Annotated in this window: 21 protein-coding genes; 10 read left to right on the forward strand and 11 right to left on the reverse strand. The window is 69.7% G+C overall.

Features of this window, described 5'->3' with window-relative positions; all coding sequences use genetic code 11:
* Position 1 precedes the first annotated feature (1 nt).
* The gene (locus AC3CF1_RS30030; protein WP_488451790.1) at positions 2–1,291 is read right to left on the reverse strand and encodes an MFS transporter; all 1,290 of its coding nucleotides are present in this window, start codon (positions 1,289–1,291) and stop codon (positions 2–4) included.
* 484 nt (positions 1,292–1,775) lie between these two features.
* On the opposite strand from AC3CF1_RS30030, the gene AC3CF1_RS30035 reads away from it, so the two are divergent.
* Complete coding sequence (locus AC3CF1_RS30035; RefSeq protein WP_354980524.1) at positions 1,776–3,257, forward strand: recombinase family protein; 1,482 nt, start codon at positions 1,776–1,778, stop codon at positions 3,255–3,257.
* 194 nt (positions 3,258–3,451) lie between these two features.
* On the opposite strand, the gene AC3CF1_RS30040 is transcribed toward AC3CF1_RS30035, so the two are convergent.
* Positions 3,452–4,972, reverse strand: a complete 1,521-nt coding sequence (locus AC3CF1_RS30040; protein ID WP_354980525.1) for a restriction endonuclease — start codon at positions 4,970–4,972, stop codon at positions 3,452–3,454.
* Positions 4,973–5,140: 168 nt separating this feature from the next.
* Between AC3CF1_RS30040 and AC3CF1_RS30045 the strand changes: the two genes are divergently transcribed.
* Entirely contained in the window at positions 5,141–7,240 is a 2,100-nt protein-coding gene (locus AC3CF1_RS30045; RefSeq protein ID WP_354980526.1) for a hypothetical protein, read from the forward strand.
* On the opposite strand, the gene AC3CF1_RS30050 is transcribed toward AC3CF1_RS30045, so the two are convergent.
* Positions 7,166–8,035: a hypothetical protein gene (locus AC3CF1_RS30050; protein WP_354980527.1), complete on the reverse strand. Its 870-nt coding sequence runs from the start codon at positions 8,033–8,035 to the stop codon at positions 7,166–7,168. The two genes, AC3CF1_RS30045 and AC3CF1_RS30050, sit on opposite strands and share 75 nt — an antisense overlap.
* A 130-nt stretch (positions 8,036–8,165) precedes the next feature.
* On the opposite strand from AC3CF1_RS30050, the gene AC3CF1_RS30055 reads away from it, so the two are divergent.
* The gene (locus AC3CF1_RS30055) at positions 8,166–8,321 is read left to right on the forward strand and encodes a hypothetical protein (RefSeq protein ID WP_354980528.1); all 156 of its coding nucleotides are present in this window, start codon (positions 8,166–8,168) and stop codon (positions 8,319–8,321) included.
* Between the two features lie 92 nt (positions 8,322–8,413).
* On the opposite strand, the gene AC3CF1_RS30060 is transcribed toward AC3CF1_RS30055, so the two are convergent.
* A complete protein-coding gene (locus tag AC3CF1_RS30060; RefSeq protein WP_354980529.1) occupies positions 8,414–9,490 on the reverse strand; it encodes a hypothetical protein in 1,077 nt (358 codons plus the stop codon).
* 266 nt (positions 9,491–9,756) lie between these two features.
* Here AC3CF1_RS30060 and AC3CF1_RS30065 point away from each other — a divergent pair, with 266 nt between their 5' ends.
* Positions 9,757–10,299: a hypothetical protein gene (locus AC3CF1_RS30065; RefSeq protein WP_354980530.1), complete on the forward strand. Its 543-nt coding sequence runs from the start codon at positions 9,757–9,759 to the stop codon at positions 10,297–10,299.
* 207 nt (positions 10,300–10,506) lie between these two features.
* Here AC3CF1_RS30065 and AC3CF1_RS30070 read toward each other — a convergent pair whose 3' ends face one another.
* Positions 10,507–11,619 carry an HNH endonuclease signature motif containing protein gene (locus AC3CF1_RS30070; RefSeq protein WP_354980531.1) on the reverse strand — a complete coding sequence of 371 codons (1,113 nt, stop codon included), beginning with the start codon at positions 11,617–11,619 and terminating at the stop codon, positions 10,507–10,509.
* Positions 11,620–11,976: 357 nt separating this feature from the next.
* Between AC3CF1_RS30070 and AC3CF1_RS30075 the strand changes: the two genes are divergently transcribed.
* Positions 11,977–12,633 (forward strand): HAD family hydrolase, encoded by a 657-nt coding sequence (locus AC3CF1_RS30075; RefSeq protein ID WP_354980532.1) that lies wholly within the window; start codon positions 11,977–11,979, stop codon positions 12,631–12,633.
* A gap of 56 nt (positions 12,634–12,689) precedes the next feature.
* On the opposite strand, the gene AC3CF1_RS30080 is transcribed toward AC3CF1_RS30075, so the two are convergent.
* Positions 12,690–15,299 carry a glycoside hydrolase family 9 protein gene (locus AC3CF1_RS30080; RefSeq protein WP_488451791.1) on the reverse strand — a complete coding sequence of 870 codons (2,610 nt, stop codon included), beginning with the start codon at positions 15,297–15,299 and terminating at the stop codon, positions 12,690–12,692.
* A 275-nt stretch (positions 15,300–15,574) separates the two neighbouring features.
* On the opposite strand from AC3CF1_RS30080, the gene AC3CF1_RS30085 reads away from it, so the two are divergent.
* Positions 15,575–16,300 carry a PP2C family protein-serine/threonine phosphatase gene (locus tag AC3CF1_RS30085; RefSeq protein ID WP_099852058.1) on the forward strand — a complete coding sequence of 242 codons (726 nt, stop codon included), beginning with the start codon at positions 15,575–15,577 and terminating at the stop codon, positions 16,298–16,300.
* Between the two features lie 8 nt (positions 16,301–16,308).
* Here AC3CF1_RS30085 and hrpB read toward each other — a convergent pair whose 3' ends face one another.
* The 3 genes from hrpB to AC3CF1_RS30100 are packed head-to-tail and all read right to left on the reverse strand — an operon-like array spanning position 16,309 to position 19,929.
* The gene (gene hrpB, locus AC3CF1_RS30090; RefSeq protein ID WP_488452147.1) at positions 16,309–18,834 is read right to left on the reverse strand and encodes an ATP-dependent helicase HrpB; all 2,526 of its coding nucleotides are present in this window, start codon (positions 18,832–18,834) and stop codon (positions 16,309–16,311) included.
* 28 nt (positions 18,835–18,862) lie between these two features.
* Entirely contained in the window at positions 18,863–19,063 is a 201-nt protein-coding gene (locus tag AC3CF1_RS30095; protein WP_488451792.1) for a DUF397 domain-containing protein, read from the reverse strand.
* A gap of 41 nt (positions 19,064–19,104) precedes the next feature.
* Positions 19,105–19,929 (reverse strand): helix-turn-helix domain-containing protein, encoded by an 825-nt coding sequence (locus tag AC3CF1_RS30100; protein WP_255509115.1) that lies wholly within the window; start codon positions 19,927–19,929, stop codon positions 19,105–19,107.
* A 184-nt stretch (positions 19,930–20,113) separates the two neighbouring features.
* Between AC3CF1_RS30100 and AC3CF1_RS30105 the strand changes: the two genes are divergently transcribed.
* From AC3CF1_RS30105 to AC3CF1_RS30115, 3 genes are read left to right on the forward strand one after another with little or no spacing between them, the layout of a single operon-like run.
* Positions 20,114–20,740, forward strand: coding sequence for a GOLPH3/VPS74 family protein (locus AC3CF1_RS30105; protein WP_141908727.1), 627 nt, complete (start codon positions 20,114–20,116; stop codon positions 20,738–20,740).
* 47 nt (positions 20,741–20,787) lie between these two features.
* The gene (locus AC3CF1_RS30110; RefSeq protein WP_354980534.1) at positions 20,788–22,299 is read left to right on the forward strand and encodes an APC family permease; all 1,512 of its coding nucleotides are present in this window, start codon (positions 20,788–20,790) and stop codon (positions 22,297–22,299) included.
* Positions 22,296–22,886, forward strand: a complete 591-nt coding sequence (locus AC3CF1_RS30115) for a GNAT family N-acetyltransferase (protein WP_088947299.1) — start codon at positions 22,296–22,298, stop codon at positions 22,884–22,886. Before AC3CF1_RS30110 ends, AC3CF1_RS30115 begins: the two co-directional genes overlap by 4 nt.
* Positions 22,887–22,978: 92 nt before the next feature.
* Here AC3CF1_RS30115 and AC3CF1_RS30120 read toward each other — a convergent pair whose 3' ends face one another.
* Positions 22,979–23,803: a SigB/SigF/SigG family RNA polymerase sigma factor gene (locus AC3CF1_RS30120; RefSeq protein WP_088947300.1), complete on the reverse strand. Its 825-nt coding sequence runs from the start codon at positions 23,801–23,803 to the stop codon at positions 22,979–22,981.
* Positions 23,804–24,208: 405 nt separating this feature from the next.
* Between AC3CF1_RS30120 and AC3CF1_RS30125 the strand changes: the two genes are divergently transcribed.
* Positions 24,209–24,934, forward strand: coding sequence for a hypothetical protein (locus AC3CF1_RS30125; protein ID WP_488451793.1), 726 nt, complete (start codon positions 24,209–24,211; stop codon positions 24,932–24,934).
* Here AC3CF1_RS30125 and AC3CF1_RS30130 read toward each other — a convergent pair.
* Complete coding sequence (locus AC3CF1_RS30130; RefSeq protein ID WP_141908731.1) at positions 24,883–26,472, reverse strand: phospholipase D family protein; 1,590 nt, start codon at positions 26,470–26,472, stop codon at positions 24,883–24,885. The genes AC3CF1_RS30125 and AC3CF1_RS30130 overlap by 52 nt on opposite strands.
* Positions 26,473–26,506: the final 34 nt, after the last annotated feature.

Here is a 26,506-nt window from a genome sequence, read left to right on the forward strand (position 1 = left end):
GTCAGACCGGGTGCGGTGACCGGTCAGCGCGTTCGGTGCGATCGGCGCGATCGGTGCGGTCGGCGCGGTCGGCCAGGGCGCGGCGGGTGAGTGGCGGCACGGCGAGGCCGGTGAGCGCGAGCAACCCCGCCAGCGCCAGCCAGCCGACCGGGCCACCGTCGATGATCAACCAGGTCAGCAGGGCCGGGCCGGCAGCGCGGACCAGCCCGGCGAGCAGTCCGTCGACCCCCTGGTAGGCGCCGAGGGCGTCCGGGGCGGCGAGGTCGTAGGCCAGCGCCGCCCCGGCCCCGGCGTGCCACAGGTCGCCCACGGTGTAGATCACCGTCGCGCCCAGCAGCAGGCCGATCGCCACCGGGGTGGGCACGACGGCGGTCGCGGCCCAGAGCAGCATCCCGGCCGCGAGCACCAGCCCGGCCCGGCGCATCGCCGCCGCCGCCGGCACCGCGTGCGGAGCGCTCCCGCTGAGCCGTACGGCGAGCAGCACGGTGAGCAGCGTGTTGACCAGCAGGAAAGCGGAGACCGTCACCAGCGGCGCGTCGGTGTGCGCCACCACCCACAGCGGCAGCACCAGCGTCAACGCCACGTGGTGCACGGAGAGCACCGCCGAGGCACCGACGACCGCGAGGAACGGCCCGTCGCGCAGTGCCCGGCCAGCGCTCTGCCGCACCGACCGTGGGGCCGGCGGATATGCCGGCAGTCGCATGATCAGCGCCGCCGAGACGAGATAGGTGCCGACGTTGCCGAGCACCAACAGTCGGTACGCCCACCCGGTGTCCGCCACCAGCGCGAACGCGGCCAGCCCCGCACCGAGCGCCACGCCCAGGTTGGCCACCGCGCGCAGGGTGGCGAAGGCGTGCACCCGGCCCTCGGGGCCGCCCACCGCCGCGACCAGCGCGGCGCGGACGGCGAGGTTGCCGGAGATCAGCAGAGCGTCCAGTGTGGCCACCAGCAGAAAGGCCGGGAAAGAGTCGACCAGCAGGTACGCGGCGGCGACAACCGCCTGCGCCAGTTGCAGGACGGCGCGGAGGCTCCGGGGGTCACGTCGGTCGGCGAGCCCGCCGAGCGGCACGCTGGCAGTGAGCCCGACCAGGCCGGCGAGAGTGAGCCCGAGCCCCACCTCGGTCGGGGTCAGCCCCACGGCGCGGGTGAGGAAGAGCGCCGCACCCGTCACCCAAAGCCCGGTGCCGACCGTGTTGGCGAGGGTGGCCAGCGACAGGGTGCGCAACCGACCGGGCGGCGGCAGCGGCGACAGCGACCGCCAACGGCCGCGAACCTCCGCCGTGGTACCCATTCACCGACCCTAGAGCCGCCGCCTGCTCATCGATGCCCCGCGCAGTGCGGTGCCCGTCACAGCCCTCTCCAGGTCGCTTGCCGGCTCTTGATCTGCTCCCGCGCTGCGCCTGCTCCCGGGCTGTGCCTGCTCGCGGGCTGTGCCTGCTCGCGGGCTGTGCCTGCCCGGCGACGCAGGCTGTTCGGCGGCACAGGCTTGCCGGCGGCGTCGGCTTGTTTGGCGGCGTCAGCCTTTTCGGTGGCGCAGGCTTGTTCGGCGGCGTCGGCTTGTTCGGCGGGGGTCGGGTCAGTGATGGGTCACGTTCGACGGTGGTACTGGTTGCGGCGGGGGAGCCGGTCGGGATCGAGCCAGGCCGGCGGGACGAATTCGGGGTGACCGTCGCCGCCGAGCCGGACGGCCCACTCGCCACGGTGGACGTGTCGGTGATGGTGGGCGCAGAGCAGCACGGCGTTGCCAATGCTTCCATAGTTGGTAGCCTATCCCCATGCCACCCACCACGACCGATGCCGACACCGCACGGGAATACCTACGGGTCAGCCGCGACAAGTCTGGACGGGAACGCTCACCCGAAGAGCAACACCGCGACCACCAGGGCATCGCGGCCGAACGCGGCTGGACGCTGGGTGACCCGTACAAGGACATCGGCAGCGCATCCCGCTACGCCGCCAAAGCGCGGGAGGACTTCGACCGCCTCGTCGACGACCTGACCGCCGACCGATTCGACGCACAAGTCCTGTTCCTCTGGGAAGGGTCGCGGGGATCCCGCCGCACCAACGAGTGGGTGCGCCTGATCGAGTTGTGCGAAGACCGCAGCGTGAAGATCTTCATCTACACCTACGAGCGCCTGTTTGACCCGGCCAACCCCTACGACCGGGCGGACCTCCTCGAACTGGCGATCAAAAGCGAGCTGGCGTCCGCGGAGACCTCCAAGCGCACCCGTCGCGCCGCCGCCGCGACAGCGGCAGCCGGCAGGCCGTCGGGCCGCTGCCCGTACGGGTATCAGCGGCGCTACGACCCGGTCACCCGCAAACTCGTCGCCCAAGACGAAGAACCCATCGAGGCAGCCGTGGTCCGGGAACTGTTCGATCGGCTGCACGCGGGACACTCGCTGCGGTCGATCGAGAAGGACTTCGAGGCGCGGGGGGTGCGGTCGCGGTCCGGGAAGGTGTTCAGCTCTCAGCACCTGCGATCCCTGGCGATGAACCCCACCTACAGCGGGCAGCGAGTCCACGATCCCGGCCGCACCTCCGGACACACCCTGTCCCCGAAGGCGACATTCACCCAGGCGACGTGGCCGGCCTTGGTGACCCGGACGGTGTTCCTGGCCGTACGCCGCCGGCTCACCGCACCCGAGCGGGTCACCACCCGCCCTGGCCGGGCCGTGCACCTCCTGTCGATGATCGGCGTGTGTGATGTGTGCGAGGGCCCGATCGCCGCCCGCTCCGGCAGCCGGGGGCAGGAGTACGTGTGCCACCGCAAGGGCTGCGTCCGGGTCGGGTACGACGAGCTGAACACGTTCGCCGAGGCCGCCATCCTGGACTACCTCACCCGCCCGGAAAATCAGGCGTGGTGGACCGCCCACGATGACGATGACGCCGCGCTTTTCGCCGCCCGGGAGCAGGTGGCCGAGATCCGCGCAGAGTTGGACGACCTGGCTGACCAGGTGGGCGCCGGCTTGGTGTCCGCCACGCTGGCTGCGCGGGCCGAACCCGCGATCGTCGCCCGACTCGCCGCGGCGCAGGAACGAGAAGCGGAGCTGACCACCCCGGCGCCGCTGCGGGACTTCCTCACTCCCGGCGCGGACGTGGTCCAACAGTGGAAAGTCGCGCCGATGCCGGCCCGCCGGGAAGCGGTCCGGCTGCTGTTCTCCCCCGCCCTGTGCGGCCAGTTGCGGGTCCGACGATCTCCCACTCCCGGGCATCGCAGCCCGGTCGAGGACCGGGTCTGGTGGAAAGCGACACACTGACACCGGCGCGTGCCGATGCTGGCCCTGACCGGGGTGACGCTGTTAGATGGGTCGTCCTACGACGCGGCGTCGGTAGAGCCGCCGGTAGGCGGAAGCTGGTCAGGCAGGTGAGGTATCAGCGGTAAGCGGAGGGCTGAACGAGGCGGTGCCAGGTCGTCCAGCCCTGGTGCCTGATTCTCGGGATCTTGGTGCGGCTACGAGGGGGTGGTTTGTCCTAAGTCTGATCTGTTCCAGCCCGGTGGCAGCTTGTCCAGGCCGATGAGGACGTCGAGTTGGAGGTGTTCCCTCAGCATGTGTTTGAGGTTCCGGCCCTCGATGATCTCTATGCGACCGTTCGAGGTTGCGAAGTCGCGGCTCGCCTTGCCCACCCAGGAGGTGGTGACGAGGACACCCTTGGCGGCGCGCTTGTGCTCCATGACGCCGGCGAGGGCGTGCACTGCCTCCAGTCCGACGATTTTGCTGTAGCGCTTGGCCTGGATGATGCACAGGCCACCGACGATCGGGTCTTCGTTCACGGCGACGCCGTCGACGCCCTCGTCCTTGGACGCTTGGGTGACCCACGACTTCAGGCCGACTGCTTCGAACAGCCGGCGGATCAGGTGCTCGAACTCGCCGGGTGAGAGGTTCAGCAGGTCGGTGCGGCTGTCCATGCCGGCGACGACGTCCATCTCGTCCACGAACTTGTACTTCGACAGGTCGAAGGTCATTACCGGGCGCACACCTTCGAGGTCGTACGGGTGCGGGGAGACGATGGCGTTGAGGTGGCTGCGCAGACAGAGCACGGGGTCCAGTTCCGGCTCGTCGAGTTCGATCTCGGCGAACCTCTGCCGCTCGGCACTGATGCTGATCAGCAGCGGTCGGACGGCGCGGCCGGTCGCCCGGTCCTTCGTGGAGACGTAGCCGTTGAACACGATGCTTTCCACCATGTCGGCGGTGGTGGCGTCGAATGTCTCTGCGACGGTACGCAGCGTCAGCCGGGCCAGCAGGTCGCTGTACAGCTTCTTCGTCTCGGGCTCCTTGCGCGGTGCGGGCATCATCCCGTTGGCCTTGGTGTAGCGGTAGGCGGCCACGGTTGGTACGGCATCCTGTAGCGGCAACTCGTACTCGATAAGCAGCTCGCGCGAGTTGGGCTCGTAGTGCGCGGCGGCACTGCCGGTCAACCCCTCGGGGTAACGCGACTGGGCGAGGAGGTGTTGCAGTCGGTCGACGAACGCGCCCGGACCGCCGTGAGTCAAGGCCGCGCGAAGTTCAAGGGTCGAGTTCACGGTGCGCCGGTTCCGGTTGAGAAGTAGCTGACCGTAGGCGGCGACCTTCGCGGCAATCGCCTCGGTCCGGAACTCGGCCTCGGCGATTTTACGGGCGTGCACCTCCCGCTCGGCTGCACGCTGAGCCCCGGCCGCGTCCTGGGCCTTCGCCCGTGCCGCAGCGGCTTGACGCCGTTCCTCGGCCAGTTCCCGCTGCGCTGCCTCACGGGCCGCCTTCGCCGCTGCCTGATCGGACAGGCGCTTGGTCCGAGCCTCCTCCTGCGCCAGGGCGGCCTGAGCCTTCTTCGCCGCAGCGTCGGCCTGTCGAGCCTCACGATCAGCTTCGGCCTCTTGGCGGCGCTGCTCCGCCACGAACTCCCGGTGTTGACGCGCTTCCGCTTGGGCCTGAAGCTTCCTGGCCTGCTTACGAGCGTCGAGAACTTGAGCAATGAGGCCTTTACGTCGCGCCATACGTCCTCCGCAGCTTCCTGAGGGGCGGACATGACACTAACTCAGACGGCAACCGTATGGAAAGATCCAACTACTGAGCGTACGACAATCGCGGGGATCGACAGGGAGCCTACTGACCGGTTGTCGCACCTGCGAGGCATCATGAGTCCGGTGTGGTGGAGACGTCAGGTGATCATGCGCGCCGACGATGACTATGGCGTCTTGGTGCCTGGCCGTCATACCTACAGGTGCTGGGGGCGCAGTCAAACCCTTGCCGTTGAGGTCGACCGCGGCTTCAACGGCCGATGGACAGGCAGCGCCGTAGTCCGGGAGTACGAGCCCCATGGTGGACCGGATCGCCCGCACGTCTACCTCATCACGCCGGTTCACCCTGCCACCACGCACGATGTGCGCCTGCACCTCAACTCGTTCGTCGCCGCGCTGGCCGAGACATTCGACCTCAGTCGGCACACAGCGGACTGGCCGGCATCCGCGATGGGTTGCGGTGTAGTGCTGGCAGCCACCGCCGCCGCTGCCGGTAGGCACGAAGCTCTATCGGTTCCCTTTCCGGGCCTTCGTATTCCCATTGCGTGGGTGAGAGAGCCGCACACGACCTGGATGCGTGATCGCCACCCCGATCGCGAGGTCGCCGCTGCCGACGTGGTCGCATGCTTGGGGCACCAGCTACCCGTCTGGGCCGCCGGCACTCACGACGCGGCCAGCATCATCGCCTGGCACCCCGATGGGCAACAAGTACCGCACTCTGTTCCGCGCGACTTGGCGGATATGTGGCGGGTCTGCCAGTACGCCGCTGGGTTGGCCGCCGATCAGCCCGGACAGGGTTTCATCGAGCTGGCCACTGAATCGCACCGGTTCGTTGTAGGAGAGATTCAGGACCGAAACATCTCGATGGACAGATTCGATGATCATATCTGGAAGAGAGCAACTTGCTTAGCACCTCCGCCTCTGCCGAGTCTTCCCGCAGTTGAGGACGTCTCTCTTTTGAACGCGACCAACGTCCTGCACGGAAGCCCAGAAACCCCTTATCGGCTCGGAGAGGTCTTGCATCGATTTTTCGGTGACCCGACCAGAGGTGCGCCGATAGTTGTCCACGCGGACCTTCTCCCCCGCAGGGTAATCGAGACGATGAGACGCGCACCTGTTGCAGCGGCGACGACGCCACGGGCCAGGCGTCTGCTCTCCGCCGCCGAACAGCGACATCGATCACCCACCTGGCGACTCCACCAGGACAGCCATGACAACGTTGACCATCTCTACGCCACCAGCGACACCCACGCCGCTTGGCTCGCAGCGGGCGAATGGGCAGACCCCCACTTCGGAAACACCCTGCTACCCGCTCAACCACACGAGCTACTCCTGGTGCGTGACGGCTCGGGAGCCTTGGGCGGTTGGGTTTTCGGTGTCGATGAGAATTGGGCTCCCTTCCCTTTCGCCGGTACCCCGGGGCATGCCTCCGTGGCTGTCGCGGAGATCGTCACCGGTAACCCCCTCGACTACACGTTCGACACTCATATTGAACGACTTCTGCATGCCCTCCAGACCGACAACACGGTCACCTATCAATGGCCTACAATTCAAGGATGGGCGGCTGAGTTTCCCGCAGGTCGTCCGCCACGCGGTCGACCATTGTCCTTCAAGGCCACCGAACGAGTTCCCGTCTCCTCGGGGCGGGAACTGCCGCACCTCATCACCCCAGCACCAGCACGTTTGCATTGGGATGACTTCGGCGCGAAGCCGTTCGAGGACCTCATCTGCCACCTCGCCAACGCGGATGACCGATTCACACAATGCGAACCACACGCGAGATCAGGTCTCGGTGACGACGCCGTTGATGGCGTCGGACAGGTCATTCAACCGACCGATCCGAGTCGTCCCTACCTGGCGATCCAATGCAAGAGACGCAAGTCGTTTGGCCCGGCCGACATCACCAAGGCGGTGGCAATCTTCATGAAGGGCGGCCGAGCCGCCAAGACCGACACCTTCATCCTCGCGGTGAGTCTCGATCTAGCCAGCCCTCTTTGCGCAAATGCCATCGATCAAGCCCGCAATGACCTCGCGAAGCAGGGCATCAAGCTAGAAGTCTGGCAAGATTTTCACCTATCCCACAGGCTTCGCAGACGACCCGATCTCGTCGCTACCTACTTCAGTCAATACCACGCTGACGGGTTCTGCGGGAGAGCCAGCGCTGCGGAGTCAGAACGTACTTGTCGCTGCGGCGATCCGGGCAGCGCTGTCTGGTCGGAGGGTAGCCAACCCGATTGTGGTTAGGAGGTGGCCGCAGCAGTTGGCCAGCGCGTCCTCGGCGGTGACGGGCTCGTACATGTCGGGATGTGTTATCGGCGCGGCGGCGGCGAGCTGCGGCTGATTGGCTGCGTATTCCGCGTGGGTAACCAGATGAAGGTGGCGGGCCTGCCGGAACTCGTCTTGGGCGACCTTACCGGCTGCAAATCGGTTGATGGCTGTCAAATTTGCCATCGTCAAGTCGACGATAGTGTGCGCCATCATCGGGGCGGCGGGGTGACCGACCGCTCGGCTGCCCTGGTCGTGGTCGGGCTCGAACACGGCGCGTACGGCGCTTTCTAGGCGCGGATAGTTGGCCTGGCCGGTGTACGCGATCTTGCTCACCGTTTCCAGTAGTTCGCGACGTGCGGTGGACGTGGCGTTCGGGTTGTCGAGTTGTTTGAGAATTCCTTGCGCGCTCTTTCGTGCTTGAGCGATGCTGACCCGAGGATCGCCGAGCCAGGTGTTCATGGCACGTAGCGCCTGACTTGTAGAAACGAAATCATCGCCCCAGTATGTCCAGATAAACACTGGTATTCGGGCCAAGCTTCTGATCTTGTTTGTTGGGCGATGATGCAGAAGTGTCAACAGCAGGTTTCGCTGACTGGCCGGGTACAGCGCGGGTCGGGAGCCATGGCCCTTGCCGGCTGGGCGGCGCTGGGGGTAGTCCAGCAGGCCCCGTTCGGTCCAGTCGCGGATGAGGCGTTCCCCAGCCTGGTGGCCGTGTCGCGCCGTATCAGCAACCAACTGGTCGATCGTGCCCGGCTCCGTGATCGCCTCCATGCTATGGAGATTACATGAGCTTGGGCGCTCGCAGTCCTCGCGACCATTGCCCATAAGGGGGAGACTCTTTCCAGAGCGAGCTACACCTAGCTGCCGCTAACGCGGCAACTGAATTCTTAGGAGGCAAGCAATGGCTCGAAGTTCCACGTCCAGCTTCTCGGGGGACATCAACAAATGGCTGGCGCTCGGCAGCGCGCTTGCTGCGGTAGGCATCCTGCCGAAGGGCTGGCAGAAGGCGCTGGCCGGTGCGAGTGCGGCGATCCTGGTCGTCAAGATGCTTGAATAGGCGCAGCCCCGTCCGGCCATCTGGGCGATGGCCGGACGGGGAAAAGGTTATCTAGCACCAGCGGTTGCTGCTGTTCTACAGTACGTCGCAACCTAGATCATCGATAGGTTCGGGCAAGTTTCGCGCGTAAGCAACCGATCGGTCAGCTCTACGGTGGCTAGATACCACCAGAAGATCCAGTCTAGGAATACCGGATCGTAGTCGGCCTTCTGCTGCTCGTTTTCGTGGCGGATGGCGAATTCGTTGGCGATGTGGAAGAGGGCGCCCTCGTCGCGGCGTAGCAGCTCTGCCTTGAGTAGCGTCCGGCGCCGTTCGAGGACGTGCGCGAGCGTGACGATTGCGGAGCGTTTATCCTGGTCGGTGGCGGTGCGGCCACGGAACAGCGCGATGGCGTGCCTGACCTGATCGGCTGCCTTGGGGTCCGGAGAGCGAAGTGCTTGCTCGACTAGGACACGTCGGTCGTCGTGGACCATGTGGACTAGGCGGCCAGCGTCCTCGCCTTCACCGGCAAGCCGGAGTGCGATGTGTGCGTCGGCAAGGATCTTGTTGACCCGCCTCCGGTAGAGAGCCCTGGCCGGCGTGACCGCGAAGCCGCTGTAGTGCCAGCCGCAGTTGTTCCAGTTGTGCCACCGGCGCTCGCGGGGGCGGGCAACGAGGTCGTGGAAGACCTCAATGACCCCGTAGAACACGTCGTCGTCCCACTGCGCCGGCTGTAGCGGCCATAGGTCCGGTATGCCGAGCATTTCCTGCAGCTTGGCCGACTCGTCGACGTCGACATCAGTCGGCACGTCCACGCACTCGCCTGGAAAAACCCTCTCCAGGTATCCATTCCGGGTTAGTTCGGCGATCAGGCTGACGAAGCGACGCTTGGCCTTTTCTCTGCTCAGTGGCTGTCGCGAGGCGTTGATGCCTGTCGGTGTTCGCTCCGGCCAGTAAGGCCGCGGAGCTGTCGCCTCGCGCAGAACATCGGCCCGCTTGATCAGCTCGGACAGGAAATCGGATTGGGTAACCGCAGGCTGTGTGGGACGCGAAGCCTTCGTGCTGCCTGCAGGGGAGGCTGTAGCCCAAGGATCGTCGTCCCCGAAGGGGTCAGCGGCGCGGGTCGGGGCAGCTTTAGAGTCCTCTATGGGCGTTGAACTGGTAAATGCCTCCTCGAGCAGCCACTCCACGCGGCTTCCGTCTACGTTGCGGCTGGTAGCCAGCAGTGGCGGCGCAAGCGCCGGCATCGGCCGGCACGCCGGCCAATTAGGGCATGCCGCCGGCGGGGCCAGACGACTCCAGGATGAGTTGCCGAACGGCTGCGCTGGTGGAGCGTGCCATCCCGTCCACCACTTACCCAGGCAAACCGAGCAGACCAGGGCCAGGGTGTGGGTCGGCGGCAGACGGGATGCCAGCAAAGCGGAAACCTGGCGTTAGTCGCCAGTAAGCTCCTGGAATGTCCTCACTGGCCCCGTGGATACTTGCCTTCACCACTCCGGTCGTGGCCGGGGTGTTCCTGCTGGCAGGTTCGCAGATGAGTCGAAGAACGATCCTTGACCAAGAGAAGCTGCGGCTAGAGCGTGAGAAGGACGCCCGGTGGCTTGCCGATCGCCGCGGCGTCTACGTCGACTTTCTGTCGAATGCCAACGACTGCATCGTCCTGTTGTACCGATCGACCGAAGAGACCTACGAGAAAAGCGCTCTCCTCAAAGCCGCGTACGCACTGAAGACCAGCATGATGGCGCTCCAGTTGATCGCGACGGAGCCGGTCAGGGAAACCGCCGCAAAGATCAGCAACACGATCGGTGACCGAATGCACCTCGTCGCAAGCACCAGTGGACTGTTCAACGTTGACCGTGAGCTTCCGGGGGACATGCATGAAGCGCTTGAGGAGTTCTACGACGCCACGCGGCTAGAGCTGGGCGTCCAAGAGCCGACCCGAAGAGTCGTCATTCCCCTGCAACCTCGATGGTCAACCTGGTTCGCTGGCCGGCGATGAGCCGACAGTCCGTGGTTCAGCTGTACAGCCAAGCTGGCCGACGAGCATGGGTGAGGAGCCGCGGGCAACTGACGGGGCGAGCAGGTCAGCCGCAGTCACTGACGCCAACCGACAGCAGTGTTGATCTTTGCAAGTCAGGGGTTAGGGGTTCGCGTCCCCTGGGCTCCCCCCGCTGGCTAGACACGCGTATCGATCCCGCGCGACCCACTAGTGAAACTTGGGCTTGGTCAGGCTCGTGCTGCCGCCGTCGGCCCAGTGGTGGATGTGGTGGGCGTCGCACCAGCGGGGCGGGCGGTCGCAGCCCGGGAAGGCGCAGCCGCGGTCGCGCAGGACCAGGGCACGTCGCAGGGGGCCGGTGACGAGCCGGCGCTGCCTGCCCACGTCGAGCGTCTGACCGGCGCCGCCGAGGACGGCGGGCAGGATCGCCGCGTCGCAGGCCAGCCGGCGAACCGTCTCCGGGGTGAGCCGAAGGTCGGTGTCGAGAGTGCCGGCGTCGAGCTGCCGGGCCAACGTCTCGAAGCTTGTGGTGACGACGAGTTGGGCGGGGTCGCCGCCGTGCTCGGGCAACTCGCCGGTGCGCAGGGCAAGCCGGCAGAGGTCGGCGAGCGCGTCGTGCCGGCGTTGCCCGGGATAACGCGGATCGTCCGGACCGGACGGTGCGGTCAGGGGGTCGATCGCGGCGCGCAGCAGGCCGGCCGCCTCAGCGTCCAGGCTGCCGGCCAGCCGCAGCCGGCCGTCCGACAGCTCGGACAGCGTGACATGGCGATCCCGGCTGGCTCGGCGGGCCTCGGCCTCCAGCGCCGCACGGGCGGCGGCGTCGGCGACCTCCGGGGCGACGTGATCGAGGATGCGGGTGCCCAGCTTGCGCAGCAGGGTCGGCTCGAACTGCCCGGCCCACTCGACCAGGACGCCGACCGCCTTCCCGGCCGCCTCGGCGCCGGCGGCCGTGTGCACCGTGCTGACCGTGTCACCGATGACCCGGGCCTGCTCGACGCTGATATCCCCGCTGGCCAGAGCAGCGCGCACGCCTGGTGCTCCGGTGTCCAGCGCGCCGGCGAGATCGACCAACCGGCGAGCGGCGGAGACGCTGAGCCGCAGCCGGTCCCGAAGCCACACCACCGTCGAGGATGCGCCCTGCGTGGTCCCGGTGCCTCGACCGTCCAGCTCCCGCACGAGGGCCAGCTTGACCGCGGCCAGGCGTTGCTCGAGTCGGTGCGCGGCGTCGAGTGCCGCGACGAGGTCATGCTCCGGAAGAGCCCACGCCGGCGCGTCGAGGCAGTCGGCGACCGCCGTCTCCGCCTGCGTCAACTCCTCCAACATGGAACGACAATAGAACAGGTGTACGACAGTTTCGGAGTGCGCGGTTCGCGCGGGCCGGGCGGACGGAGTGGACCTCATGCTGGCGGCGTACGGCTCACTCGGCACGTCCGATCCATCGGTTTTGCTGCGTGCCCGGTGAATCGTTTGCGTCATCAGCTCGACAGCGCCAGCCGGAGGCCCGCTCGCCCCGCATGCTCCTGCGGAGCGGCACCCGCCGCCTGCCCTCGATCACATGGTGGTCAGTAGCGGAAGTCGCGGTGTTCCAGCTGCTCACCATCAAGTGATCATGCAGTCCTGGTGGCCGGTCGTGTCGCTGCCTATGATCCACCGACAACGCCACAGTGACGGGGGATGCACGTGATCAATGCGATTTTCTTCGATGTCGGTGGGACGATTCTCGACGAGTCCCACGAGTTCGCCGCCTGGGCCGACTGGCTCGGCGTTCCACGGCACACGTTCTCAGCGGTCTTCGGTGCGGTGATCGCCCGGGGCCTGGACTATCAGGAGACGTTCCGGGCCTTCCGGCCGGACTTCGATCTCGCGGTCGAGTTGGAGCGCCGCGCGGCCGCCGGTCAGCCGGAGTCGTTCGGCGAAGAGGACCTCTACCCGGACGCACGACCGTGCCTGACCTCGTTGCGGGAGCAGGGTCTGGTGGTGGGCCTGGCCGGCAACCAGCCAGCGCACGCCGAGTCGACCCTTCGGGCGCTCGACCTACCTGTCGACCTGATCGGCACGTCGCACGGTTGGGGGGTGGCGAAGCCGTCACCGGCCTTCTTCGAGCGGGCCGTTCGTGAGGGCGGCGGCGACGCGTCGTCGATTCTGTACGTCGGCGACCGACCCGACAACGACGCCCGCCCGGCTCAGGAGGCCGGGATGAAGACGTGCCTGATCCGGCGCTCACCGTGGGGGCACATCCTCGACATGCCGGCCGTGTCCGAACGGTGCCTGTTCCGGATCGACTCGCTGGACGAACTCCCCACTCTGGTCGCGAAGCACAACGCGGCCGGCGGTTAGCCCGCCGGCCGCGTGATCGTGGTGGCCGCCCGGGGAGGGCGGCCACCAGCAGCGGGTCAGGAGAGGCTGCAGGCTCCGCCGTTGACCGTGATCAGGCCGGGAGCGGGGTTGGCGCCGCCGGCCGTCGTCGCGTTGAAGCCGAACGTCACAGTGCCGCCGGGTGCGATCTTGGCGTTGTGCGACTCGTTGCGCGCGGTCACCGTCGAGCCGGCCTGGGTGACCTTCGCCAGCCACGCCTCGCGGACCCGCTGGTCGCCGGTGAACGCGAACCGCACGCTCCAGCCGTTGACGGCCGTGGCACCGGTGTTGCGGATGGTCAGCTGGGCGGTGAACCCGGTGCCGCCCTGCCAGGCCCCGTAGTTGGTGTAGTTCACCGAGCAGGTGGTGGCCGGCACCGCGCCGGCGTCACCCTGGTCGGCCAGGAACGAGGAGATCCAGGCCAGCGCCGAGTTCCAGTTGATCGCCACCTCGTTGGTCGAGTACGAGTTGATGTCGTCGACGTAGCAGAACATCGGCTTGCAGCCGGCGAGCAGTTGCGCCACGAACGGGTCCTGGAGGGCGGCGTTCGGGCCACCGGCGAGGGAGCCGGCGGGCGGTCGGGGCAGGTTCGGGTCGAGTTGGTGGCCGAAGATCCGGCTGTGCTGGTTCTGCGCGGCGTGCTCGCCCCACCCGGTGACGTAGGAGATGTTCAGGGCGTTGCGACCGAGGACGTAGTCCATGGCCTGAACGGCACCGTCGCGGTAGACGGGGTTGCGGGTCAGGTCGAACGCGGTGGCCAGCACCACGGCGTTGTTGATGACGTTGCTGTTGCCTCCCCAGAAGTAGCTGTTGGCGTCACCGGGCATCGGCAGCCCGTACGCCTGTCGGCGCAGCTCCGCGAGGTAGCTGTCGGCGGCGGCGGTGACCGAGGCGCGGACGCGGGCCAGGTCGGCGGCGGGCAGCCCGTTCGGCACTGTGGCCAGGTCGAGGCGGCCCAGCGCGGCAACGCTCTGCCAGCCGAAGCCGCGCGGGTCGAACACGTCACCGGTGTGGTGCGGCGACGCGGTCAGGTCGGTCAGGTAGGTCTGCGCCCCGGTGGTGAGGTACAGCTCGGCCGCCGCCCAGTAGAACTCGTCGGTCACGTTCGTGTCGTCGTACGCGCCGCCGCCGGTGCCGTCGGTCGGGCTCGCGTACACCGCGGGGTGGGCCTTGGCCGCGGCGTAGGCCGTCTTCGCGGCAGTCCCGCAGCGGCTGGCGAACGCCGCGTCGTAGGGGGCGAAGAGTCGCGCGCACTGGGCGGCGGTGGCCGCCAGGTTGAGGGTGGCCGCGGTCGACGGCGGGTGCAGCTCGCGCGGCTGCGGGTCGTCGTGCGGGGCGAGTGGCAGCCCGGTCCAGTTCTGGTCGTGGATCTTGTGGTGGACCATGCCGGCGAGCGGCTTACCGGCCGGCACCTGCATGCGCAGCAGGAACTCCAGCTCCCAGCGGGCCTCGTCGAGGATGTCCGGCACGGCGTTGCCGCGCTCGGGGACGCGCAGGGTGCTGTCACCCAGCGCGGTGCCGCCGGCCGCGGTGGCCGCCGTCCTGGTCCGCTCGAACGTGTTGAGCAGTTGGTAGGTGGCGATGCCGCCGTTGACCACGTACTTGCCGTGGTCGCCCGCGTCGTACCAGCCGCCGCGCACGTCCAGTGAGTAGTCGCAGACGCCCGGCTGGCAGGGCACGTTGGTGTCGCCCTGGTTGGGTGCCACGCCGAGGTGGCCGGCGGGGCGGGCGTACTCGTCGCCGATCAGGTCGCCGTCGATGGCGATGCCGCTGCGCTGGGCGTAGAAGAACTGCAGCGAGTCGGAGCGCAGCTGGTCGTAGAGGGTCCCGGAGATGTCGAACGGGTGGCTGGTCTCGCCGTCCACGGTGAGCGTGAGCCCGGTGCCGGGGGTGCGGTAGCTGGAGAAGTCGACGTTCTGCACGTTCTGCCCGGAGGCGGCGTCGACGCCACGCGCGGTGGTGCTGCCGCTGGCCACGACGGCGCCGGCGGCCGAGCGAAGCTGCCAGGGCAGCGCCTCGGTGGCCTCGGTGACGACGGTGGCGTTCTTCGGGCCGCCCGGCAGGTAACCGACCTGGTTGACCCGCACCCGTGGTCCGGTGTCCGGCTCGTACGGCTCGGGCGGCTCACCGCCGCGCAGCGAGACGTCGTCGAGGCAGATGGTCTGCGTCTCGGGGGAGCCGCCGACCTGGAAGATCAGCTGGGCGTTCGGGTTGTCGTCCGGGACGGTGAAGGTCTGCTCGACCCGCTGGGCGGTGCCGGTCGCGCTGGCGTCCACGGCCGCGTACGTGGTGTAGGGGGCACTGCCGAGTTGCAGCACGGCCTTGACCGCGGCGCCTGGGGTGGCGGAGACGGCGAAGCCGAGGGTGTATTCGGCGCCCGCGATCAGCGGCACCCCGTCCTGGCCGATGCCGGCGTCCCAGGGGTTGGCCAGCCCACCCGCGACGGTGGTGCAGAGCCGGCCGTCGGTGACCGCGAGGGGGCCGGTGCCGAACGAGAACCAGGGGCTCACTCCGGCGCTGAAGTCGCCGTTGTCGATCTGCTCGGGGGCGTCCGGTGGTGGGTCGGCGTGGGCCGCGCCGGCGCCGGCGCCGGTGAGGGCCAGGGTGGTCGCCGCGGCCAGCAGGAGGCGGCGTCGGGATGGCGTCACGGGGGAGTCCTTCCGGGACGGAAAGTGGGACATTGGTGGTGGCACGGTGGGGCGAAAATGACCTGGGAGCGCTCCCAGGTGTCGGCTCGATGTTTCCAGTGCCGGTACGCCATGTCAATTGATCTGGTTGGATGGGTTTCCGCATCCGACGAGGGCGGTCAGCCGACCGGCATCCCCCGACACGCCGCCATCCGGACGTGAGATTGGCCGCGCCACGCGCCGTCGTCCTGATCTCCTAGAGACAACTGCGCCCTTCGCCTGGCAGGCTGCCTCCCATGACCCTGAAGCTGCGTTCCGTGGGAACGAGCGACCGTGGGCTGATCCGCAGCGGGAACCAGGACGCCCTGCACGCCGGCACCTGGCTCGTCGCCGTCGCCGACGGCATGGGCGGGATGGCCGCCGGCGACCTGGCCAGCGCCCTCACCATCGACGCGGTCGCCCCGCTGGATGTGGAGACTCCCGAGGACGCGCTGGTGGCCGCGCTGGAGGGTGGCATCGCACTGGCCACCTCCCGGATCCGGCAGGCGGTCGCCGAGGACTCCGAGCGGCAGGGCATGGGCACCACGCTGACCGCCCTGCTCTTCGCCCGTACCGGCAGCTGCCTGGCCCTCGCGCACGTCGGCGACTCCCGGGCCTACCTGTTTCGCGAGGGCGTGCTCAAGCAGGTCACCCGGGACGACACGTTCGTCCAGATGCTGGTGGACCAGGGCGTGATCACCGCGGACCAGGCCAGCAGCCACCCGCGGCGGGCGGTGGTCACCCAGGCGTTGCAGGGCGAGGAGGTCTCCCCGTCGTACGCGACGATGGTGCCCCGGGCCGGCGACCGCTGGTTGCTGTGCAGCGACGGCCTGTCCAACGTCGTCCGTCCGGACACCCTCACCGAGGTGCTCACCGGTTACCCGGAGCGCTCGGAGTGCGTCGGCAAGCTGATCGATCTGGCACTGCACGCCGGCGCACCGGACAACGTCACAGTCGTGGTGGCCGACGTCGTGGAGGAATAGGCAGGCGCTCAGCGCCGCCGTGGTGTGGCGCGGCGGGTGGGCGTCGCCGTTCCCGGGTCCTCTGGCCACGGGTGCCGGGGATAGCGCCCGCGCAACTCGGAACGGACCTGCGGATAACCGGTGCGCCAGAACGACGGCAGGTCGGCGGTCACCGCCACCGGCCGGCCGGCGGGGGAGAGCAGGTGCAGCAGCACCGGCACCCGCCCGTCGCCGACGCGTGGCGCCACCGACCAGCCGAACGTCTCCTGGAGTTTCACCGCGAGCACGGGCGCGGTCGGGTCGGTGTAGTCCACCCGGATCCGCGACCCGCTCGGCACCTCGATCCGCTCCGGGGCCAGCTCGTCCAAGCGGGCGGCCTGCGCCCAGGGCAGCAGCCGGCGCAGCGCCGACGTCACGTCCGCCCGCGCCAGGTCGACGCGGCGCCGGGCGGCGGCCAGCTCCGGTCCCAGCCAGGTGGGTGCGGCGTCGAGCAGCGCCTCGTCGCTGACGTCCGGCCACGGGGCGCCCAGATGGTGTCGGAGGAACGCGAGCCGCTCCCGCAGCGCCCGGGCCGCCGGGGTCCAGGGCAGCATCCCCAGACCCTCCTGACGCAGGCCGGTCAGCAACGCCGCGGCCACCTCCGCGCGGTCCGGTCGGTCCAGCCGCCGCTGCACCAGCTCGATCGCGCCGAGCCGGGTCACCTCCCGGGCCACCACGTCGCCGTCGGACCAGCCGACCTCCCGACTCGTGCGCAGCAGCGGGCCGGCTGCCTCCCGCGCCGTCGCCTCGTCCACCGGCGAGGCTCGGCGGATCCGCGCCGACGGCGTGCCGGGGGTGCGGTCCGCGACGGCCACCGCCAGCCAGTCGGCACCGGCCAGCCCCGAGCCGGCCGCCAGCTCCGCGGCGGTCCCGCCGGTCATCAGGTACGCCGAACCGCCCGGTCGCCGCACCCGGGCCAACCGTTCCGGGTACGCCAGACCGACGAGCAGCCCGGCGGCGAGATCGTCGCTCAGCCCACCCGAGCCACCCCGGCCCACGGAGTCGGTGCGGCCGGCGGGCAGGGCGGCGCGTAGCCGTCGTACCTCGGTGCGCCACCGGGCTGTCGCGCCCGCGTCGACACCAGTTCGCAGTCGACGCCAACCGGCGACCAGGTCGTCACCGGGGCCCGCCGCGCTCTCCTCGGCGAGCAGGGCGACCACCTCGGCCGCCCGGTCGGCGCCGACCCGTCCGGCGCCGTCGAGCAACGCCCGGGCCAGCCGGGGGTGTGCACCCGCGGCGGCGATCGCCCGCCCCCGCGCGGTGATCCGGCCGTCGACGTCGACCGCGCCCAGGGTGTGCAGCGTGTCCCGGGCCACCGTCATCGCGGCGGCCGGTGGCGCGTCGGGCAGCGCGAGCCCGACGCCGTCGGGCCGACCCCAGGCGGCAAGCTCCAACGCGAAGCCGGTCAGGTCGGCGGTGGCGATCTCCGGCTCGGCCCGGGCGGGCAGCCGCTCGTGGGTCGCCGCCGACCAGCACCGGTAGACGTACCCGGGGGCCTCCCGGCCGGCCCGGCCCGCCCGCTGGGTGGCGGCGGCTCGGGAGACCGGCACGGTGACCAGAGCGCCCAACCCGCGGGCCAGGTCGATGCGCGGCACCCGGGACAGCCCCGCGTCCACCACGACCCGTACGCCCGGGACGGTCAGGCTGGTCTCGGCCAGCGCGGTGGCCAGCACGACCCGGCGTCGGTCAGCGGGACGCAGGGCGGCGTCCTGCTCGGCGCCGCGTTGGCGCCCGTGCAACGGCAGCAGCGCCACGGTGTCGCGCAGGTCGGCCAAGCGGCCGGTGACCCCCGCTATCTCGCCGGCCCCGGGCAGGAAGACCAGGACGTCGCCGTCGCGCTCGGACAGCGCCCGCCGGACGGTGGCGGCCACGTGGTCGAGCAGGGCCCGGTCCACCGGCCCGGCCCCGGACGGGGCGATCGGGCGCGCCGGCGGCGCCCAGATCCGCTGCACCGGGTACAGCGCCGAATCGGCCCGTACCACCGGGGCGGGGGCGGACCCGCCGAGCAGCGCGGCGAACCGGTCGGTGTCCGGGGTGGCGGACATCGCCAGCAGCCACAGGTCCGGCCGGAGGGTGGCCCGCGCCTCGACGGTGAAGGCCAGCGCGAGGTCGGCGTCGAGTTGTCGTTCGTGGCACTCGTCGAGCAGCACGGCGCCCGTACCGGGCAGTTCCGGGTCGTGGTGCAGCCGCCGGACCAGCAGGCCGGTGGTGACCACCTCGATCCGGGTGGCCGGGCCCACCTTGCGCTCACCGCGGACCGCGTAGCCGACACGCTCGCCCACCCGCTCGCCGAGCAGCTCGGCCATGCGCCGGGCGGCGGCGCGGGCCGCCACCCGACGGGGTTGGGCGATCACCACCCGGCCGGTCACCCGGTCGGCCACGGCCAGCGGCGCCAGGGTGGTCTTGCCGGTGCCCGGCGGGGCCACCAGCACGCCGGCGCCGGCCGCGTCGAGCGCCGCGACCATCGCCGGCAGCACCGGGCGTACCGGCAGGTCCAGGGTTACGTCGGAGAGCACGGCCCAGTCTCGCACCGGCGTGGGTGCCTCAACGGCGACGGACCTCGCCGACGCCCTCCACGAAGGCCCGCCAGGCCGACGGGCCGAAGGCGAGCACCGGGCCGGAGCGGTCCTTGCTGTCGCGTACGGCGACCTGACCGTCGGCTGTCGCGACCTCCACGCAGTTGCCGTTGCCACTGCTGCGCGTGCTGGTGCGCCAGTCCGCTCGGGTCAGGTCGTGCGCCGTCATCCGGGATACCTCTCGTCTGCGTCGGCGTGCCGCAGAAGCGGTCACGCAAAGTTACGAGAAGCATGCTCAAGACGGGTCAGCGACGCCGTCGGATCGAGCGCCATCCGGCACAGCTCCTCGTGCAGAAGGCTATACCCGAGCACATGATCGCCATCCTCCAGAGCCAGTCCCATCGTGAGGTTATCCAGGTAAACCACTGAGGCGTCGGCGGCATCGGCGAAGTTGAGGATCACGTACGGGGTGCTCATCGCGGGATGGCCGCCAGCCGCGAATGGAAGTACCTGAATTGTCACGTTGGGTAACTGCGCTATCCGCGTCATGTGGACCAGTTGTTCGGCCATCACCGCGGCGCCACCGACCGGGCGCAGCAGCACCGCCTCGTTGAGCACCACCGAGAGATGGACCGGATCCTCGTGACGCAGCACCTCCTGTCGGCGTAGCCGGGCGGCGATCTTGCGCTCCAGGCCGTCCTCGCCGGCGGTGCGCCGGAAGATCTCCCGTGCGTACGCCTCGGTCTGCAGCAGCCCGGGCACCGACTCGGCCTCGTACGTGCGCAGCGTCGCCGCCTCGGCCTCCAGCCCGACGTAGAACTCGAACCACTCGGGCAGCACGTCGCTGTAGTTCTGCCACCAGCCGCGTTGCTGCGCGCCTCGGGCGATCTCGATCAGTGCCTCAGCGTCGGAGCCGGTCACCTGGTAGAGCGCGAGTGCCGCCCGGACGTCGCGCGGTTTGATGCCGATCTGGGCGGTCTCGATGCGGGAGAGATTGCTCTTCGACATGTCGAGCTGACGGGCCGCCACATCGAGGGTCATACCCGCGCGTTCCCGGAGCTGGCGAAGCTCCCTGGCGATGCGTCGGCGGCGCACGGTCGGGCTGGTGGCGGATCGGGTGGGGGGAGCGGCGGTCACCGTCCGAGTCTGACAGAACAAGATCCGCAGGTCGCGCCTGCACGGAGTGCAACTTTCAAATCTGGGAGTTGCGTTGCAGTAGCAGTCGGTGCATCCTTTCCCGGTCGCGATCACTGTGGACACACCTGTGCGGGGAGGACCGTTGCTCAGCGCCGACGAGTTCTTCCTGATCGCACACAACGACAGTCGTGGCAAGGCCAAGCTGCACCCGGCGGCGACCGGGCTCGGGCTGGCCGCCGGGCTGCTCGGCGAGCTGCTCCTCTATGGACACATCACCGTCTCCGACGGCCGGGTCACCGTCATCGACCGCCGTCCGCCGGCTGACGCGCTGGCGCACACCGTGCTCGACCAGCTGATCGGCGAGTCCCAGCACCAGGAGCTGCGCATCTGGCTCAGCTTCCTGGCCCAGAGCGCGACCACCTCGGTGGGGGAGCGGCTGGCCCGCGCCGGCGTGCTGCGCCGCCAGGAGAGCCGTCGGCTGCTGCGTACCTCGGTCAGCTACCTGCCGATCGACCTCAACGCGGTGGCCTGGCCGGCCACCCGGCTGCGGGCCCTGCTGGAACGGCCGGACCCGCCAAGCGTGCCGGATGCTCTGCTGCTCGGCCTGGTCGTGGCGACGGGGCTGACCCGCGAGGTGCTGTGGAGCGCCGGCCCGCGCGCCCACCACCGCCTGAACGTCCTCATCCCCGCGCTGCCGGCACCCCTCAAGGAGCTCGTCGGGCACACCGAGGCCGCCGTCGGCGCCGCCGTGCTGCGCGGCCTCCCCTGATCCCCCCGGTAACCCCCTACCCCTCCCTCGACAACCGGAGTAGTCGTATGCGACCGACATCGACAGTCGACCGACCCAGCAACGTCTCCGAATCTCTGGCCCGAGGCCGCCTCGGCATCCCCTCGGTGATCTTCTTCGTGCTCTCCGCCGCCGCGCCGTTGACCGTGGTGGCCGGCGTCGTCACCACCGGCTACGGCGTCATCGGCGTGACCGGCATCCCGCTGGCCTTCCTGCTGGTCGCCGCGGTGCTCGCGCTGTTCTCGGTGGGCTACGTGGCGATGTCCCGTCGGGTGGAGAACGCCGGCGCCTTCTACGCCTACGTCTCCCGAGGTCTGGGCCGACCGGCCGGCGTGGCTGCGGCCTGGGTAGCGCTGACCGCGTACAACGCGCTCCAGGTCGGGCTGTACGGCACCATCGGCGTGGCGGCCGAGCCGGTGCTCGACCGGATCTTCGGCGGGCACCCGCACTGGTCGATCGTCGCCCTGGTGGCGTGGGCACTGGTCGGCGTACTCGGCCTGCTGCGGGTGGACATCAACGGCCGGGTGCTGGCGGCGCTGCTGGTCGCCGAGATCGTGGTGGTCCTGATCTTCGACCTGGGCCAGCTCGGCAACCCGGCCGGCGGCGAGGTCAGCTTCGCCGGGTTCGCACCGGACAACCTCTTCGTGCCCGGGGTCGGCGCGGTGCTGGTGCTGGCCGTCCTCGGGTTCGTCGGCTTCGAGTCCGCCGTGGTGTTCAGCGAGGAGAGCAAGGACCCGAAGCGGACGGTGCCGCTGGCCACGTACCTCTCGGTGGTGATCGTCGCCGCGCTGTACGCGCTGTCGTCCTGGACCATGGCGGTCGCCGTCGGACCGGATCAGATCGTCAGCGAGGCCGGCGAGCAGAGCGTTGGGCTGATCTTCAACCTGGCCGCCGCGCACCTCGGTGACACCGCGGTCACCATCGGCCAGGTGCTCTTCCTGACCTCGGTGCTGGCCGCGATGATCTCCTTCCACAACACCACGGCCCGCTACGCGTTCGCGCTCGGCCGGGAGCGGGTGCTGCCTGCGGTGTTCGGACGGACCTCGCCGCGCAGCGGCGCGCCACAGGCCGCCTCGGTGGCGCAGAGCGTGTTCGGCCTACTGGTCATCCTGCTGTACGCGGTCAACGGCTGGGATCCGGTTGTCAAGCTGTTCTTCTGGGTTGGCACCACCGGCGGCTTCGGCGTGCTGCTGCTGATCGCCACCACCTCGGTGGCGGTGATCGCCTACTTCGCCCGTTCCGGCGGCGACGAGACGCTGTGGCGGCGGGTCATCGCACCCGTCCTGGCCACCCTCGCGCTCTTCGTGATCATCTGGCTGGCCGTGTCGAACTTCGCCAACCTGCTCGGCGTCGCGCCGGACTCCCCCCTGCGCTGGCTGGCGCCCGCCGTGTTCCCGGTGGTGGCCGTCCTGGGCATCAACTGGGCGCTGGTGCTGCGCCGTCGCCGTCCGGACACGTACGCCCGGATCGGCCTCGGAGCGGCGAGCGCTGCCGCTGCGGTCAAGCCAGAGGCGCCGGCCAGCATGGAGGTGAACCGATGAGCATCGTCATCGAGCAACTCGGACCCGACGAGACCAGCCTGGTGGCCGGCCGGATCGCCGAGGCGTTCACCGTCCTGGAGGTGACGCGCTGGCTGGTGCCCGACCCGAGCAAGCGGGAGGCCGTGCTGGCCGGGGACTTCGAGATCCTGGTCGGGCATGCCATGCGGCACGGCTTCGTCCACGCCACCGAGGACCGGGCCGCCGTCGCGGTGTGGTTCCCGTCGGTCGGCGAGCCGGCTCCGCCGCCGGTGGACTACGACGCCCGGCTCGCTGCTGCCTGCGGCGAGTGGACCGACCGGTTCCAGCATCTCGACGAGCTGTTCGCCGCGCACCACCCGCATCCGGAGCACCACCACCTGGCCTTCCTGGCGACCCAGCCGGGCCGGCAGGGTCAGGGGCTGGGCACCGCGTTGATGCGGCACCACCACGCCTGGCTGGACGCCAACGCGATGCCGGCGTACCTGGAGGCGAGCAGCCCGCGCAGCCGGGACCTGTACGCGAAGAACGGCTACCTGGCCGGGGAGCCGTTCCGGGTGCCCGACGGCACGCCGTTCTGGCCGATGTGGCGGGAGCCGGTCAGCCGCTGACCGGACCGGTCCGCGCTGTCACGCTCGCGTGACAATGCGGACACGACAGGAGGGCCGGATCCAATGGACCCGGCCCTCCTGTCGTGGACTGATCAGTACGTGCCGTCGAGCTGACCGCGCAACTTGGTCAGCGCCCGGGTCAGCAGTCGCGAGACGTGCATCTGCGAGACGCCGATCTGGTCGGCGATCTGCGACTGGGTCAGGTTGCCGTAGAAGCGCAGCGTGAGGATCTTCTGCTCGCGCTCGTCGAGGGTGGCCAGTGCCGGGCCGAGGGCGACCCGCAGCTCGGCCAGCTCGAACTCGCTGTCCTCGCCGCCGAGCATGTCGCCCAGCTCGGTCGCCCGCTCGCCGTCGCCGGTCGGGGTGGACAGCGATACCGCGTTGTACGCGCGGGCGCCCTCCAGGCCCTCCAGCACCTCTTCCTCGGTGAGCTTGAGGTGGGCGGCGATGTCGGCGACCGTCGGCGAGCGGCCGAGGGTCTGCAGCAGCGAGCTGTTGGCGTCGGAGATGGCCAGACGCAGCTCCTGGAGCCGGCGGGGCACGCGGATGTCCCAGGTGCGGTCCCGGAAGTGCCGCTTGAGCTCGCCGATGATGGTGGGGATCGCGTAGCCGGCGAAGTCGACGCCGCGGGAGGGGTCGAACTTGTCGATGGCCTTGATCAGGCCGACCGCGGCGGTCTGGGCCAGGTCGTCGGTCGGCTCGCCACGCCCGCTGTAGCGGTGGGCCAGGTGGTTGGCCAGCGGCAGCCAGGCCTCGATCGCGCGGTCCCGCAGGGCGGCACGCGACGGGTGGTTGGCGGGCAGCGCGGCCATGGCGTTGAGAAGGTCGGCGGCACTGTCGGTGAGGGCGCGCGGGTCAAGCTTGGTGCTCGCCTTGGCAGCGGTGTTCGGCTGCTCGGTGATCGTTGAAGCGGTCATGGGTGGTCCTCCCTGCACCTCGTCCGCGGACAAAAAAGGTGTGACGCTTTGGTTTAGCTTCCTATGGGCCGTTCGGGACCCACCTTAACCTGATCGTCTCGCGGAAATCTAGCCGAAAGGCTGATGTACTTAAGGTGTGTTGAACCACGAAAGGGGCGAACGCGGCGGAAGTTGAGAGGACTGTGAGGGTCCTTACCCATTTTCCGGCCATGCCTTGCCGTCCGGTCATCCCTCGGTTTCGATCGAACGGCCCTCGGCCCGCGCCGAGCGGTCAACATGAAATCCGACAATGGGGCAGCAGTGTCGACTATCCGTCCTTGTCCCGCCGGTGGGACCGGCCGTAGCGTCGGTGTACACACCCGGTTCGGAGGCACCGTGCTCGATCCAGCCGCTCCCCAGCTCGTCGTGAACAGTCGAACGCTCTACTTCAGCTGGCTGCCGGCGGACCCGGACGCGGTCGCCGCACTGGTCCCGCCCGGCCTCTGCCCCCGCCCCGACCGCCAGGTGTTCCTCAACCAGTACATCGTCGAGGACGAGACCCAGACCTCCGGCTTCGGCGCGTACACGCTGACCTACCTCGGCGTCTCACTGCTGGGCGTCGACGCCCCCGACGGCCTCAGCCCAGGCGGCTGGTGGACGCAGTACGTGGCGTCCAGTCGCCTGGTCCGTGAGTACGCTGCCGCCCGCGGTGCCCCGGTGCTCACCGGCCGCACCCGGATCGAGGTGAGCGGTGAGGAGCTGCTCTCCGAGACGACGACCGACGGGACGCCGTTGCTCCGGGCACGGTGCCGGGTGGGGGAGACCGGTCACGCGATCAGCAGTGGGCACCACCGCTACTTCACCCGTCGGGACGGCCAGCTCCTCAGCTCGGTCTACCCGTTCATCGCCGAGCCGGTCGCCCCATTCGAGATCGAGTCGGTGGAGTTCCTCCAGCCGGGGCACCCGACGTACGCGCTCCGCCCGGACAACCCGCTGACCATCGGCTTCGGCTACTACTCGCCGCGTTCCTCGTTCGCCTACCCCGGCGGGCTGAGCGTGCACCCGACCGTCGCCACGGTGCCGGAGCCGGCCCGAGCGGTTCACCAGGTGCCGGCCAGCCTCGCCCGCAGTGGCCTGCCGTCCGGGTCGTAGACCAGCCGGTACACCGGCAACGCCCAGGCCCGGGTGAACCAGGGCAACCGCTCCGGGCGGTGCGGGCGCAGCCGTCCGGGCGGTCGCTCGCCCACCTGGCCGTCGTCGTACCACCGCTGGAGTGCGTCGGCCGCGGCCGTGACAGCCGCGACCGCGTCGGCCGGGTCGAGCAGGTCGGCGTCGTCCGCGCCGGCCGGGTCACGGTCCAGGTGCTCGCGCCAGAGCCGCAGCCGCAGGTCCCGGGCGAAGGTCCGCGCACCGTCGCCCTGGCCGGCCGGATCGGTGGGCTCCCGCTGGTCGCGGGTGTCGTCGAGCACCGCGCAGGACAGCTCGCTGTCGTGCGTCCAGGACCGGCGGTTGAAGTTGTCGCTGCCCACGCTGGCCCAGACGTCATCGATGACGCACACCTTCGCGTGCACGTAGACCGGGTCGCCGGCGTGGTTCTCGACGTCGAACACGTGCACCCGGTCCGGTGCGGCCCGTTCGCACAGCGACAGCGCCTGCTCCCGCCCGACCATGTTCGGTGGCAGCGCCAGCCTGCCGTCCACGTCCGGGTGGCGGGGCACCACGGCGACCAGGTGCAGCTCCGGGTTGTCCCGCAGGGCGTGCGCGAACAGATCCGCGACCTCGGCGGACCAGAGGTACTGGTCCTCCAGGTAGATGAGCCGGCGGGCGCGTCGTACCGCCTTGGTGTAACCCCGGGCCACGGTCCGTTCGCCGTCGGGCGCGAACGAGTAACGCGGGCGGACGGCGGGGTAGGTGCGCAGCACCTGGATCTGGTGCGGACCGCAGGGCGGCGGGTCGGCCGGTTGCTCGGGCAGCGGGTCAGGGCGGAGGTCGGCGCCGCGCAGCCGATCCCGCAGGTAGGCCATCGGGTTCTCCGAGTCCAGTGGCATCGGATCGGTCCAGCGTTCCCGGAACAGGGTGTCCAGAGCGCCCACCACCGGACCCCGCACCGCGAGCTGCACGTCGTGCCAGGGCGGGTTGGGCCCGTAGCGGGGGGACATCTGCACCGGCTGCGGGTCGCCATGATGATCGGCGTCGTCGCGGCGGCTGTGGCACAGGTCGATGCCGCCGGCGAACGCGATGTCCCGTTCCGGTGCGCCCTGGTGTCGCAGCACCACGAGCTTCTGGTGGTGCGACCCGCCGCGCCGGACCCGCTGGTCGAGCAGCACCTCGCCGCCGGCTGCCGAGATCGTCTCGCTGAGGTCGCGGTTCTCCGCCTCGCTGTAGGCCAGCACGTCGAGGTGTGAGCGCCAGATCAGCCCCTTGACCACCACACCGCGTTGGGCGGCCTGCGCGAAGAGCTGGGCCACGGTCGGGCCGTCCGGGCGCAGCCGCTGGTCCGGGTCGCCCCGCCAGTCGGTGAAGAACAGGTGGTCGCCGGGGCCCAGAGCCTCCACCTCATCGACCAGCCGGTCGAAGTAGGCGGCGCCGTGAATCAACGGCTCGGCGAGGTTTCCCCTGGTCCAGACGGGTAACCCAGACACCGGGTTGGCGCGTTCCTCAGCGGTGAGGAACCAGTCCTGCAACGGCAACGTCCAGCCCCCCTGGAGGTCGGCAACGTCCTCA

Source organism: Micromonospora sp. MGP-C2 (assembly GCF_057766525.1).